This window comes from Sodalis sp. RH24, from assembly GCF_047324145.1.
Classification (GTDB): domain Bacteria; phylum Pseudomonadota; class Gammaproteobacteria; order Enterobacterales; family Enterobacteriaceae; genus Acerihabitans.
Map to the genome: position 1 here is coordinate 3,292,831 of NZ_CP178729.1, position 13,826 is coordinate 3,306,656.

The 13,826-nt window shown below is 56.1% G+C and carries 8 protein-coding genes, 1 tRNA gene and 3 rRNA genes; 2 read left to right on the top strand and 10 right to left on the bottom strand.

What is annotated here, in order from left to right:
* Nucleotides 1-505: 505 nt before the first annotated feature.
* The 4 genes from rrf to ACL2XG_RS14970 form a co-directional block, all read right to left on the bottom strand.
* Nucleotides 506-621, bottom strand: a 5S ribosomal RNA gene (gene rrf / locus ACL2XG_RS14955).
* 126 nt (nt 622-747) lie between these two features.
* Nucleotides 748-3,740: ribosomal RNA gene (locus ACL2XG_RS14960) — 23S ribosomal RNA — on the bottom strand.
* Between the two features lie 346 nt (nt 3,741-4,086).
* A tRNA-Glu gene (locus ACL2XG_RS14965) sits at nt 4,087-4,162 on the bottom strand.
* A 113-nt stretch (nt 4,163-4,275) separates the two neighbouring features.
* Nucleotides 4,276-5,818: ribosomal RNA gene (locus ACL2XG_RS14970) — 16S ribosomal RNA — on the bottom strand.
* The 16S, 23S and 5S rRNA genes sit together here with 1 tRNA gene alongside, the layout of an rRNA operon.
* A gap of 560 nt (nt 5,819-6,378) precedes the next feature.
* Between ACL2XG_RS14970 and purH the strand changes: the two genes are divergently transcribed.
* Both purH and purD read left to right on the top strand, forming a co-directional pair.
* Entirely contained in the window at nt 6,379-7,968 is a 1,590-nt protein-coding gene (gene purH, locus ACL2XG_RS14975) for a bifunctional phosphoribosylaminoimidazolecarboxamide formyltransferase/IMP cyclohydrolase (protein WP_410012653.1), read from the top strand.
* A 15-nt stretch (nt 7,969-7,983) separates the two neighbouring features.
* Nucleotides 7,984-9,267, top strand: a complete 1,284-nt coding sequence (gene purD / locus ACL2XG_RS14980) for a phosphoribosylamine--glycine ligase (RefSeq protein ID WP_410012654.1) — start codon at nt 7,984-7,986, stop codon at nt 9,265-9,267.
* An 81-nt stretch (nt 9,268-9,348) separates the two neighbouring features.
* Here the strand turns inward: purD and ACL2XG_RS14985 are convergent, their stop codons facing one another.
* The 6 genes from ACL2XG_RS14985 to nudC all read right to left on the bottom strand — a co-directional run bounded on the left by ACL2XG_RS14985 (nt 9,349) and on the right by nudC (nt 13,780).
* Complete coding sequence (locus ACL2XG_RS14985) at nt 9,349-10,020, bottom strand: DUF1481 domain-containing protein (RefSeq protein ID WP_410012655.1); 672 nt, start codon at nt 10,018-10,020, stop codon at nt 9,349-9,351.
* Between the two features lie 40 nt (nt 10,021-10,060).
* Nucleotides 10,061-10,333 (bottom strand): nucleoid-associated protein HU-alpha, encoded by a 273-nt coding sequence (gene hupA / locus ACL2XG_RS14990; RefSeq protein ID WP_162368642.1) that lies wholly within the window; start codon nt 10,331-10,333, stop codon nt 10,061-10,063.
* 190 nt (nt 10,334-10,523) lie between these two features.
* The gene (locus tag ACL2XG_RS14995; RefSeq protein WP_413721824.1) at nt 10,524-11,114 is read right to left on the bottom strand and encodes a YjaG family protein; all 591 of its coding nucleotides are present in this window, start codon (nt 11,112-11,114) and stop codon (nt 10,524-10,526) included.
* Between the two features lie 58 nt (nt 11,115-11,172).
* On the bottom strand, nt 11,173-11,868 hold the full coding sequence (nfi, locus tag ACL2XG_RS15000) for a deoxyribonuclease V (RefSeq protein WP_413721823.1): 696 nt from the start codon (nt 11,866-11,868) through the stop codon (nt 11,173-11,175).
* A gap of 26 nt (nt 11,869-11,894) precedes the next feature.
* Complete coding sequence (gene hemE / locus ACL2XG_RS15005; RefSeq protein WP_410012658.1) at nt 11,895-12,959, bottom strand: uroporphyrinogen decarboxylase; 1,065 nt, start codon at nt 12,957-12,959, stop codon at nt 11,895-11,897.
* Nucleotides 12,960-12,976: 17 nt separating this feature from the next.
* Nucleotides 12,977-13,780 (bottom strand): NAD(+) diphosphatase, encoded by an 804-nt coding sequence (gene nudC / locus ACL2XG_RS15010; protein ID WP_410012659.1) that lies wholly within the window; start codon nt 13,778-13,780, stop codon nt 12,977-12,979.
* Nucleotides 13,781-13,826 lie beyond the last annotated feature (46 nt).

Below are 13,826 nucleotides of genomic sequence, written 5' to 3' on the forward strand. Positions count from 1 at the left end.
GGATGCCTGGCAGTGGATGCCTGACTGCGTCAGGCACCCTGCGGGCCGTCGCCTGCGGCTCCGTTCCACCGGCGTTGCCGGGGGTCCGACTCTCGCGCCCGGGCAGCGAACCGCCAGGGTTACGGACATGAAAAAGCCCTCTGTTTTCTTTGAGGGCTTCGTCAATTGGATGCCTGGCAGTTGATGTCCGCCTGCGGCGGCCACCCTGCGGGCCGTCGCCTGCGGCTCCGTTCCACCGGCGTTGCCGGTGGTCCTACTCTCTTACTCGAGTAGCGAACCGCCAGGGTTACGGACATGAAAAAGCCCTCTGTTTACACAGAGGGCTTCGTCAATTGGATGCCTGGCAGTTGATGCCTGACTGCGTCAGGCACCCTGCGGGCCGTCGCCTGCGGCTCCGTTCCACCGGCGTTGCCGGTGGTCCTACTCTCTTACTCGAGTAGCGAACCGCCAGGGTTACGGACATGAAAAAGCCCTCTGTTTACACAGAGGGCTTCGTCAATTGGATGCCTGGCAGTTCCCTACTCTCGCATGGGGAGACCCCACACTACCATCGGCGCTACGGCGTTTCACTGCTGAGTTCGGCATGGGGTCAGGTGGGACCACCGCGCTAGTGCCGCCAGGCAAATTCGTTTACCAACCGTCATCCTGTTACTGATGACCATCGGCCTTTATCCGGAACTTCGCTGAAAATTCTCTCGCCACCCCTCGGGGCAACGCTCTCTTCGCGTCAAACACTTTAGGTGTTGTAAGGTTAAGCCTCACGGGTCATTAGTATCGGTTAGCTCAACGCATCGCTGCGCTTACACACCCGACCTATCAACGTCATCGTCTTTAACGTCCCTTCAGGTGGCTTAAAGCCACAGGGAAGACTCATCTCGAGGCAAGTTTCCCGCTTAGATGCTTTCAGCGGTTATCTCTTCCGCACGTAGCTACCGGGCAATGCCATTGGCATGACAACCCGAACACCAGTGGTGCGTCCACTCCGGTCCTCTCGTACTAGGAGCAGCCCCTCTCAATCTTCCAACGCCCACGGCAGATAGGGACCGAACTGTCTCACGACGTTCTAAACCCAGCTCGCGTACCACTTTAAATGGCGAACAGCCATACCCTTGGGACCTACTTCAGCCCCAGGATGTGATGAGCCGACATCGAGGTGCCAAACACCGCCGTCGATATGAACTCTTGGGCGGTATCAGCCTGTTATCCCCGGAGTACCTTTTATCCGTTGAGCGATGGCCCTTCCATTCAGAACCACCGGATCACTAAGACCTGCTTTCGCACCTGCTCGAGCCGTCACTCTCGCAGTCAAGCTAGCTTATGCCTTTGCACTAACCTCACGATGTCCGACCGTGATTAGCTAACCTTCGTGCTCCTCCGTTACTCTTTAGGAGGAGACCGCCCCAGTCAAACTACCCACCAGACACTGTCCTCGACCCGGATTACGGGCCGGAGTTAGAACATCAAACATTAAAGGGTGGTATTTCAAGGTTGGCTCCATGCAGACTGGCGTCCACACTTCAAAGCCTCCCACCTATCCTACACATCAAGGCTCAATGTTCAGTGTCAAGCTATAGTAAAGGTTCACGGGGTCTTTCCGTCTTGCCGCGGGTACACTGCATCTTCACAGCGAGTTCAATTTCACTGAGTCTCGGGTGGAGACAGCCTGGCCATCATTACGCCATTCGTGCAGGTCGGAACTTACCCGACAAGGAATTTCGCTACCTTAGGACCGTTATAGTTACGGCCGCCGTTTACCGGGGCTTCGATCAAGAGCTTCTCCTTACGGATAACCCCATCAATTAACCTTCCGGCACCGGGCAGGCGTCACACCGTATACGTCCACTTTCGTGTTTGCACAGTGCTGTGTTTTTAATAAACAGTTGCAGCCAGCTGGTATCTGCGACTGGCTTCAGCTCGGGGAGCAAGTCCCTCCACCTAATGCCAGCGTGCCTTCTCCCGAAGTTACGGCACCATTTTGCCTAGTTCCTTCACCCGAGTTCTCTCAAGCGCCTTGGTATTCTCTACCTGACCACCTGTGTCGGTTTGGGGTACGATTCGATGTGACCTGGAGCTTAGAGGCTTTTCCTGGAAGCGTAGCATCAATTCCTTCACCACCGTAGTGGCTCGTTATCACGCCTCAGTGTTGAATGAAAAAGCGGATTTACCTGCTTTTTCCACCTTCACGCTTAAACCGGGACAACCGTCGCCCGGCGAACCTAGCTTTCTCCGTCCCCCCTTCGCAGTCACACCCAGTACAGGAATATTAACCTGTTTCCCATCGACTACGCCTTTCGGCCTCGCCTTAGGGGTCGACTCACCCTGCCCCGATTAACGTTGGACAGGAACCCTTGGTCTTCCGGCGAGCGGGCTTTTCACCCGCTTTATCGTTACTTATGTCAGCATTCGCACTTCTGATACCTCCAGCAGCCCTCACAGGCCACCTTCGCAGGCTTACAGAACGCTCCCCTACCCAACGGACATATCCTTAAGTCAACTCGACGTGATGAACGCATTGACGTCGCTGCGCTCCGTCAATCGTTTTCCGTACAATTGTCTTAAGTGATATGTCCGCTGCCGCAGCTTCGGTGCATGGTTTAGCCCCGTTACATCTTCCGCGCAGGCCGACTCGACCAGTGAGCTATTACGCTTTCTTTAAATGATGGCTGCTTCTAAGCCAACATCCTGGCTGTCTATGCCTTCCCACATCGTTTCCCACTTAACCATGACTTTGGGACCTTAGCTGGCGGTCTGGGTTGTTTCCCTCTTCACGACGGACGTTAGCACCCGCCGTGTGTCTCCCGTGGTAACATTCTTCGGTATTCGCAGTTTGCATCGGGTTGGTAATCCGGGGTGGACCCCTAGCCGAAACAGTGCTCTACCCCCGAAGATGAATTCACGAGGCGCTACCTAAATAGCTTTCGGGGAGAACCAGCTATCTCCCGGTTTGATTGGCCTTTCACCCCCAGCCACAAGTCATCCGCTAATTTTTCAACATTAGTCGGTTCGGTCCTCCAGTTAGTGTTACCCAACCTTCAACCTGCCCATGGCTAGATCACCGGGTTTCGGGTCTATACCCTGCAACTTAACGCCCAGTTAAGACTCGGTTTCCCTACGGCTCCCCTATTCGGTTAACCTTGCTACAGAATATAAGTCGCTGACCCATTATACAAAAGGTACGCAGTCACCCTGATAAATCAAGGCTCCCACTGCTTGTACGTACACGGTTTCAGGTTCTATTTCACTCCCCTCGCCGGGGTTCTTTTCGCCTTTCCCTCACGGTACTGGTTCACTATCGGTCAGTCAGGAGTATTTAGCCTTGGAGGATGGTCCCCCCATCTTCAGACAGGATATCACGTGTCCCGCCCTACTCATCGAGCTCACAGCACTTGCACCTTCGGATACGGGGCTATCACCCTGTGTTGCCGGACTTTCCAGACCGTTCTCCTGATGCAAATGCTGATGGTGACTCTGGGCTGTTCCCCGTTCGCTCGCCGCTACTAGGGGAATCTCGGTTGATTTCTTTTCCTCGGGGTACTGAGATGTTTCAGTTCCCCCGGTTCGCCTCAATACGCTATGGATTCACGTAATGATAGTGCAACGAATTGCACTGGGTTTCCCCATTCGGACATCGCCGGCTGATAGCGCTTCATATCAGCTCACCGGCGCATTTCGCGGATTAGCACGTCCTTCATCGCCTCTGACTGCCTAGGCATCCACCGTGTACGCTTATTCACTTAACCTCACAACCCTAAAGTGTCTGTGTTGCGACTGGCTGCACACTGCCATGGCATCGTTGCGCGGTGCTCGCCATGCTCATGGACATTGAGTCCACTCCGCTGGCTGCGCGCCGTGCGCCTTGCCCTGACACTGTTCGCACAGTCTCACCCTGGTGAGAGTAAACCCTCGCCTGGGCTACAGAGATTGCCATCGACACGGCAATCATTAGGTTTGCTTGCTTTGAGAGAATCGCATACTGATTTTGCTCAGCATGTTTTTTTTCAAATTTTCAGCTTGTTCCGGATTGTTAAAGAGCATGTATTTCGCAGCATACTCATAAGAGTGTGCTCTGAAATAGACAGCGGGATATGGCGTCCCCTAGGGGGTTCGAACCCCTGTTACCGCCGTGAAAGGGCAGTGTCCTAGGCCACTAGACGAAGGGGACAAAGATAGGATCACGAAGCAGTGCTGCTTCGCAAAAAAAACCATACGAGCTGTTTGCTCATTACAGTTATCAGACAATCTGTGTGGACACTACACAATTAGTATCTATTTCGGTAAGGAGGTGATCCAACCGCAGGTTCCCCTACGGTTACCTTGTTACGACTTCACCCCAGTCATGAATCACAAAGTGGTAAGCGCCCTCCCGAAGGTTAAGCTACCTACTTCTTTTGCAACCCACTCCCATGGTGTGACGGGCGGTGTGTACAAGGCCCGGGAACGTATTCACCGTGGCATTCTGATCCACGATTACTAGCGATTCCGACTTCATGGAGTCGAGTTGCAGACTCCAATCCGGACTACGACGCACTTTGTGAGGTCCGCTTACTCTCGCGAGTTCGCTTCTCTTTGTATGCGCCATTGTAGCACGTGTGTAGCCCTACTCGTAAGGGCCATGATGACTTGACGTCATCCCCACCTTCCTCCGGTTTGTCACCGGCAGTCTCCTTTGAGTTCCCACCATTACGTGCTGGCAACAAAGGATAAGGGTTGCGCTCGTTGCGGGACTTAACCCAACATTTCACAACACGAGCTGACGACAGCCATGCAGCACCTGTCTCAGAGTTCCCGAAGGCACATTCGCATCTCTGCAAACTTCTCTGGATGTCAAGAGTAGGTAAGGTTCTTCGCGTTGCATCGAATTAAACCACATGCTCCACCGCTTGTGCGGGCCCCCGTCAATTCATTTGAGTTTTAACCTTGCGGCCGTACTCCCCAGGCGGTCGATTTAACGCGTTAGCTCCGAAAGCCACGGCTCAAGGCCACAACCTTCAAATCGACATCGTTTACAGCGTGGACTACCAGGGTATCTAATCCTGTTTGCTCCCCACGCTTTCGTACCTGAGCGTCAGTCTTCGTCCAGGGGGCCGCCTTCGCCACCGGTATTCCTCCAGATCTCTACGCATTTCACCGCTACACCTGGAATTCTACCCCCCTCTACGAGACTCTAGCCTGCCAGTTTCAAATGCAGTTCCCGGGTTAAGCCCGGGGATTTCACATCTGACTTAACAGACCGCCTGCGTACGCTTTACGCCCAGTAATTCCGATTAACGCTCGCACCCTCCGTATTACCGCGGCTGCTGGCACGGAGTTAGCCGGTGCTTCTTCTGCGGGTAACGTCAATCAACAAGGTTATTAACCTTATCGCCTTCCTCCCCGCTGAAAGTGCTTTACAACCCGAAGGCCTTCTTCACACACGCGGCATGGCTGCATCAGGCTTGCGCCCATTGTGCAATATTCCCCACTGCTGCCTCCCGTAGGAGTCTGGACCGTGTCTCAGTTCCAGTGTGGCTGGTCATCCTCTCAGACCAGCTAGGGATCGTCGCCTAGGTGAGCCATTACCTCACCTACTAGCTAATCCCATCTGGGTTCATCCGATGGCGTGAGGCCCGAAGGTCCCCCACTTTGGTCTTGCGACGTTATGCGGTATTAGCTACCGTTTCCAGTAGTTATCCCCCACCATCAGGCAGATCCCCAGACATTACTCACCCGTCCGCCGCTCGCCGGCAAAGTAGCAAGCTACTTTCCGCTGCCGCTCGACTTGCATGTGTTAGGCCTGCCGCCAGCGTTCAATCTGAGCCATGATCAAACTCTTCAATTAAAAGCTTGATGCTCAAAGATTGTCATACTGTTAATCTTATGAATTAACTGTTTGTTCACTCTTCAAGACTTGGTATTTTGTGTTTCGATACGGTCTTGTGAGTGCCCACACAGATTGTCTGATAAATTGTTAAAGAGCAGTGCGCCGCTGTAATCAGTCTGGCGCGAGGTGGCGTATGTTACGCTTTCCTCTTTCAGTGTCAAGCCCGTTCGGCCTGTCTTCTGACTCGTTTCCGCTACCCTGCGATGTGCTGCACGGTGCCGGTCGATGGAGGCGCATTATAGGGATTTCAACCGAAGCCGCAACAGCTAATTTGCCCAATCCGAACTGTTTGCTGCATTCCACAGCAATACCGGGGTTTATACCCTCTTTTGCACAAACTTATCCACAGATGATTGCCGCAGGCAAAAATTGCCGAGCATCGCGCAATCGTTTTCGCTACAATTCACGCAAATTTTATCGGCTCGCGTATTTTATCAAGCGGCGGCTTTTTTCAGTAAAAAACCGCCGCTTGATACCAGTTTTTTATTAAAGCTATCCAATCAAGGGATAAATTGACCATGCAACAACCACGTCCTGTTCGCCGCGCCTTGCTCAGTGTGTCTGACAAAGCCGGTATCGTAGAATTCGCTCAGTCATTATCGCAACGCGGCATCACGCTGCTCTCCACCGGCGGCACCGCGCGGCTGCTGGCGGAGGCAGGGCTGCCGGTGACCGAGGTTTCCGATTACACCGGTTTTCCAGAAATGATGGATGGACGGGTGAAAACCCTGCATCCCAAGGTCCATGGCGGCATTCTGGGGCGACGCGGCCAGGACGATGCAATTATGCAACAGCACCATATCGACCCCATCGATATGGTGGTGGTTAATCTTTATCCGTTTGCCAGCACAGTGGCGCGTGAAGGCTGTACCCGCGAGGAAGCGGTGGAGAATATCGATATCGGCGGGCCTACCATGGTGCGCTCCGCCGCCAAGAATCATAAAGACGTGGCGATCGTGGTTAACAGCGGCGATTACGCCGGGATCATTGCCGAGCTGGATGCGCATAACGGCTCGCTGACGCTGGCGACCCGTTTTGATCTGGCCATCAAGGCCTTTGAGCATACCGCCGCCTACGACAGCATGATCGCCAACTACTTCGGCAGCCAGGTACCGGCCTATCACGGCGATACCACCGTACCCGCCGGACGTTTCCCACGCACCCTTAACCTGAACTTTATCAAAAAACAGGATATGCGCTACGGAGAAAACAGCCATCAGCTGGCCGCCTTCTATATAGAAGAGCCGGTGCGGGAAGCCTCGGTCGCCACCGCGCGGCAGTTGCAGGGCAAGGCGCTATCCTATAACAATATCGCCGATACCGACGCCGCCCTGGAGTGCGTAAAGGAATTCGCCGAGCCGGCCTGCGTGATTGTCAAGCATGCCAATCCTTGCGGCGTTGCCACCGGCGGCGCGTTGCTCGAGGCATATGAGCGCGCCTATAAAACCGATCCCACCTCGGCGTTTGGCGGCATTATCGCCTTTAACCGCCCTCTTGACGCCGCCGCCGCGCAAGCCATTATCAGCCGCCAGTTCGTGGAAGTGATTATCGCGCCGTCCGTTAACGACGACGCCCTGGCCATCCTTGCCGCCAAGCAAAATGTCCGGGTACTGGCCAGCGGCGTCTGGTCGTCCCGGGTGCCGGCGCTGGACTTCAAGCGGGTTAACGGCGGCCTGTTGGTACAGGATCGCGACTTAGGCATGGTCGGCGAGGCGGATCTGCGCATCGTCACCGAACGCCGGCCGACCGCAAGCGAGCTGCGCGACGCGCTTTTTTGCTGGAAAGTGGCTAAATTCGTTAAATCCAACGCCATCGTTTATGCCCGCGATAACATGACCATTGGTATCGGGGCGGGCCAGATGAGCCGCGTTTATTCGGCGAAAATCGCCGGCATCAAGGCGGCGGACGAAGGGCTGGACGTGCGCGGCTCGGCCATGGCCTCCGATGCGTTTTTCCCGTTTCGCGACGGAATTGACGCGGCGGCGGCGGTCGGCATCAGCTGCGTGATCCAGCCCGGCGGTTCCATTCGCGATGACGAAGTCATTGCCGCGGCCAACGAACATGGCATCGCCATGATCTTTACCGATATGCGTCATTTCCGCCACTAAGCCCAGGAGCGACCAATGAATATCTTAATTATCGGGAACGGCGGCCGCGAGCATGCCCTGGCCTGGAAGGCCGCCCAATCGCCGCTGGCGGATAAAGTCTATGTAGCGCCCGGCAATGCCGGCACCGCCCTCGAACCGGCGCTTGAAAACGTCGACATCGGCCCGACCGATATCCCGGCGCTGGTCGCCTTCGCCCAAAGCCACGCCATCGGCCTGACCATCGTCGGCCCCGAAGCGCCGCTGGTGATGGGCGTGGTGGATGCGTTCCGCTCAGCCGGCCTGCCGGTATTCGGCCCGACCAAAGCGGCGGCGCAGTTGGAAGGCTCGAAGGCGTTTACCAAGGATTTCCTGGCCCGCCACCATATCCCCAGCGCGGAATACGGTAACTTTACCGATATCGACCAGGCGCTGGCCTACGTGCGCAGCAAAGGCGCGCCCATTGTTATCAAAGCGGACGGCCTGGCCGCCGGCAAAGGCGTGATCGTGGCTATGACGCTTGCGCAAGCGGAAGCGGCCATTGAGGATATGCTGGCCGGTAACGCCTTCGGCGATGCCGGGCACCGCATCGTGGTGGAGGAATTCCTGGAAGGCGAGGAAGCCAGCTTTATCGTGATGGTGGACGGCGATCATGTCGTGCCGATGGCCACCAGCCAGGACCATAAACGGGTCGGCGACGGCGATACCGGTCCCAACACGGGCGGCATGGGGGCATATTCCCCCGCCCCGGTGGTTACGGATGAAATCCACCAGCGTGTTATGGATCAGGTTATCTGGCCGACGGTGCGCGGCATGGCGTCGGAAGGGAATATCTATACCGGCTTTTTATATGCCGGACTGATGATCAACGCTGATGGCCAGCCAAAGGTGATTGAATTTAACTGCCGCTTCGGCGATCCGGAAACCCAGCCCATCATGCTGCGCATGCGTTCCGATCTGGTGGCGCTGTGCCTGGCGGCCACCGAAGGGCATCTGGATCGGGAAAGCTCGTTATGGGATGAACGACCGGCCCTGGGTGTGGTCCTGGCCGCCGGCGGCTATCCGGGGGATTACCGCACCGGGGACGAAATCAGCGGCCTGCCGACGGCTGAGACAGCAGGCGAAAAAGTCTTTCATGCCGGCACCTGTCTGGCGGACGGTAAGGTACTGACGCAGGGAGGGCGGGTTTTGTGCGTTACCGCGCTGGGCGAAACGGTGGCGGATGCTCAGGCCAGGGCCTATCGCGCGGCGAAGTCTATTCGCTGGCAGGACAGTTTCTGCCGGTCGGATATCGGCTATCGCGCGATCCAACGCGAGCAATAATCCTGTCATCATCTGGTGTCGCGCATTCATGACGTTGGGCAATGCGCGGCGCCCTGTCGATGTTGGCTTGCAGGCGGGTGACTACAACTCGCTTTTTTTAGGTTGCCAGTGGCAGAAGTCTTCATTGGCGACCAGTAACAGCTGCGTCCCTTCCGGTGCCTCCAGCCAGGCGATGCCCAGTTGTCCGGTGGAATGTTGGGCGCGCGCCGCAATCCACGAGGCCGAGCGCTGGTCAAAATCAGGCCGCGCCGTTTTGCCGTCGCAGGTGGCTATCACGCCGTCGCGCCATATCCCCTGCATCAGCTTTACCTGTCCGGCACGTAGCGTGCTGCTGACATCCAGCAGTCGCCTGGCTTCAAACTGATACAACGCCAGTTCGTCATCACTGAGTTTTTCACGCAGCCCATCGCGCTGACGCTGCATATAGCTGGGATTACCCTGATCGTCAAAGCGGATTTGCACGGTTTGCGGATGTGCGCCGTTTTGCGTCCGGTTAATCTGGCGCACGTCGTCATGGAGGAATTGATAGCGGGTAATGATGGTATTTTCGCCCTGATAGGGGCTGTAGACGCTGACGATATTGACCGTTTGCTGTGCCGCGTCGTCTTTACGCCATAAGCGCATGGCGCCCCGATCGGCGACATAACCGCTGGCGGTGAACGCAGGCGGCGCCTTGGAATGCGAACCGCATGCCGTGAGGAGACAGGCCAGCAGCCCGAGCCAACCGCACCGGCGCAAAAACAAAAGGGGCACGGTTGCCCCTATGCTTAATCTTTTCACCAACACACGGTGGTTACTTAACAGCGTCTTTCAGAGCCTTGCCAGAAACAAATGCCGGAACATTGGCCGCGGCGATTTTGATTTCTTTACCGGTCTGAGGATTACGGCCAGTGCGTTCGTTGCGATGATTAATTTTGAAAGTACCGAAACCAACCAATTGTACTGCATCACCCTCTTTAAGAGACTCGGTAATTGCTGCCAAAGTGGATTCCAGAGCCGACTTCGCCTGCGCCTTCGAAAGATCGGCCTTATCAGCAATTACATCAATCAGTTGAGTCTTGTTCATATGTTATCCTTACAGTGTGTTTATCGCTTGCTAAGCATCGAGTACGACGGATAAGCCGGAATACGGCACTCTCCTGCAAACACGCACCGATAGCCACTTTTTTTATGCCCCCCCAAATGTAGACCAGACGGGGTGCAGATGTGAAGTATTAAGACATGGCAAAACAGGTCTTAAATCACGTTTTATTGCCTTATTGCTGTAAAATTATTCCAATATTGCTAATTCCGGCTTCGCGCAGGTCTGCGCGCAGCCCTTTGATCAATTCTACGTCGCGGTTTTCACAATTAGCTAACAGGCGAAAAATTTCCCACTGAATGTCCCATTCCTCTTCAATCGAGGGCAGGGCATTCAGCTCCTCTTCGGTCATTTCCCGCTCCGCATGGGTCATTTCCAGCATGGCCACGGTGCGGATAGAGGTTTCGCTGACGGTGACGGCATGCTCCAGCGTTTCACCGCTCAGCCGCGAGTGCAATAATTCACTCAGGGCCACACAGGCATCAATCGCCGGATAAACGCCGTAAAAATCGTAATCATCCGCTGCGGGAATGCATTCTTCCAGCTTTTCCAATTGTAAATCAAAATTGACCTTAGCATCTTTAACAACCTGTGTCTCCCAAACCAGGTCGAGAATACGCCGGTAGACGGCAGGGTCGCCAAAGCCGGTCTGTACGCAGAACAGTTGATAATTGGGGTACATCCGTTCACACAGCGACGCCATAAAAATGACGTGCTGCCAGGCTTCCTGCTTTTCCAGACGTAAATGTATCGGGTTACGTAACATCGCGCTATTCCATTACTCTTAATCTGCGTCGCAGTGTACCTGAAATTAGCCGGTTACCCTATTCCAGGTCGAAAAAGTCCGGTTCGCCGCGCCCCTGCTCCCACTGTTTAAACGCGGTGCGATTAGAGGCCACCGCATCCGCCCAGCGGGTAGGCTCCGGCAAGCGGTAGCCGCGCATGCATTGTTGTACCCAATACAGGGCAGTGTCCATGCCGACGCGATGGCCGGTGGAGATGAATAAAGGATTGCAGCGGATCTTGCTGCGCCATACCCAGGCAAGCTGTTCGCCTTTATCCATCAGCGGCGCCCTGGCGCCCGCCTCATCGCTCAAGGGCTCAAACCGGCCGCACAGCCGGCGCTTAGCCACGCCGATAGTCGGCTGGTCGACCAACAGGCCAAAATGGCTGGCGACGCCCAGACGGCGCGGGTGGGAAATACCATGGCCATCGACGAACAGCAAATCCGGCCGCTGATTCAGCTGTTCCCAGGCGGCCAGCAGGGCGGGATACTCGCGAAACGACAAAAAACCCGGAATATAAGGCATGGTGGTCGTTACACGGGCAATGCGGTATTCGATAAGCTCCAGCGACGGAAAACGCAGCAGCGCGATAGCCGCGCGGGTAACGTCGCCCCCCTGTTCGAACCCCACATCGGCGCCGGCGATTATCGCGGGCGTGGAAAAAGCGAAATCGTCATGGCGTATGACCCTACTGGCGGTGGCGACCTGCTCGGCGCGCAATGCTGTTATATCCATGTTTTTTCCACCTTTTTCACCAGTCTTTACAGATGATAGGGGCGCGACAGGCGATGCACCGCCTCAACAAAAATGCCCGCATGTGCCGGCGGCACGTCCTGATGGATACCGTGCCCCAGATTGCAGACATGCCCCTCACCCCGGCCGAAACCGGCCAGAATGGACTCCACTTCCTGTTCAATACGCGCCGGCGGCGCGTACAACACCGAAGGATCCATATTGCCCTGCAGCGCGACCTTATCGCCCACGCGACGGCGCGCCGCCTGAATATCGGTGCTCCAGTCCAGGCCCAGCGCATCGCAACCGGTTTGCGCCATGGCTTCAAGCCATTGGCCTCCGCCTTTGGTAAACAGCGTTACCGGCACCCGGCGGCCTTCATGCTCCCGCTGCAGGCCGTCGATGATTTTTTGCATGTAATCAAGGGAAAACTCAAGATAGCCGCTGCCGGTCAGCACGCCGCCCCAGGTATCAAAGATCATCACCGACTGCGCCCCGGCGCGAATCTGGGCGTTCAGGTACAGCGTTACGCTCGCCGCCAGCTTATCGAGCAATAAATGCAGCGTCTGCGGCTCGGCGTACATCATTTGTTTGATTTTAGTGAAGACTTTGCTGGTGCCGCCTTCAACCATATAGGTGGCCAGGGTCCAGGGACTGCCGGAGAAGCCAATCAGCGGCACTTCTCCGCGCAGGTTGCGCCGGATGGTACGTACGGCGTCCATCACATACCCCAGCTCCACCTCCGGATCCGGTATCGGCAACTGCTCCACGTCGGCTTTACAGGTAATCGGACGGGCAAAGCACGGCCCCTCCCCCTGTTCAAAATACAATTCCAGTCCCATGGCGTCGGGAACCGTCAGGATATCCGAAAACAGGATCGCGGCATCAAGCGGAAAACGACGCAACGGCTGCAAGGTCACTTCACAGGCCAGTTCGGCATTCCTGCACAGTGACATAAAATCACCGGCCTCGGCGCGGGTGGCTTTATATTCCGGCAGATAACGCCCGGCCTGGCGCATCATCCATACGGGCGTGACATCAACAGGCTGGCGCAGCAGGGCGCGCAGATAGCGGTCGTTCTTCAGTTCATGCATACAGGATTCCCTTGCAGTTATGAATGGAGTGTAGCATGCGGGCCGTCATTTTCCCGATCGGCGCGGCAGAGCGCGACCGTGTCCTCAATTAAGCGCCTGGCCACGGTGCCGGGCGGCGGCAGCAGGGGCAGCGCGTCATAACGGTACCAGCCGGCATCAAGGATTTCATTATGATCGGGGGTGATTTCGCCGCCGGCGTACTCCGCCATAAACGCCATCATCAGCGAATGCGGGAAAGGCCAGGGCTGCGAGGTGACATAACGGACGTTTTTCACCTTAATCCGCGTCTCCTCCATGACCTCGCGGGCCACGGTCTGCTCCAGGGTTTCCCCCACCTCGGCAAAACCGGCCAGCACCGTGTAAATGCCGCCGCGATGGCGGGTATGCTGGGCCAGCAGGATATCGTCGCCGCGGCGGATCGCCACGATAATACAGGGCGCGATTTGCGGATAATACCGTTCATGGCAATGATCGCACAGGCAGGCCCATTCCCGGTTACTGACGCGCATCTCATGGCCGCAGTAGCCGCAATAGCGATGGGAACGATAAAACTCCGCCAGTTGCACGCCCCGGCCCGCCAGTTGGAACAAGCCTGGGTCGCTATCGATGATCTGGCGCACCGAGCCCATATCCCGGGGCATGGCGTGGCGTACCAGCCAGGCGGGCGACCCCTCCCATTCGCCGATAAGCGTCGCTGTCAATCCTTGAAGTGACCAGGCCGATGCCGTTCCAAATGGCAGTTCCCCCTTGGGTAACCACAATTTGCTGTCCTGGCTGACGATCCACCAGCCATTTTCGCTACCGTTGAGTTCTTGTTCCATTTTAGTTGCACTACCTCTTATTCACTGGCAAGCTAGAAATTAGCTT

Excerpts from the sequence above, each read along its gene's own strand:
- purH (WP_410012653.1), top strand. The coding sequence starts at position 6,379 with ATGCAACAACCACGTCCTGTTCGCCGCGCCTTGCTCAGTGTGTCTGAC.
- purD (WP_410012654.1), top strand. The coding sequence starts at position 7,984 with ATGAATATCTTAATTATCGGGAACGGCGGCCGCGAGCATGCCCTGGCC.
- hupA (WP_162368642.1), bottom strand. The coding sequence starts at position 10,333 with ATGAACAAGACTCAACTGATTGATGTAATTGCTGATAAGGCCGATCTT.
- ACL2XG_RS14995 (WP_413721824.1), bottom strand. The coding sequence starts at position 11,114 with ATGTTACGTAACCCGATACATTTACGTCTGGAAAAGCAGGAAGCCTGG.
- nfi (WP_413721823.1), bottom strand. The coding sequence starts at position 11,868 with ATGGATATAACAGCATTGCGCGCCGAGCAGGTCGCCACCGCCAGTAGG.
- hemE (WP_410012658.1), bottom strand. The coding sequence starts at position 12,959 with ATGCATGAACTGAAGAACGACCGCTATCTGCGCGCCCTGCTGCGCCAG.
- nudC (WP_410012659.1), bottom strand. The coding sequence starts at position 13,780 with ATGGAACAAGAACTCAACGGTAGCGAAAATGGCTGGTGGATCGTCAGC.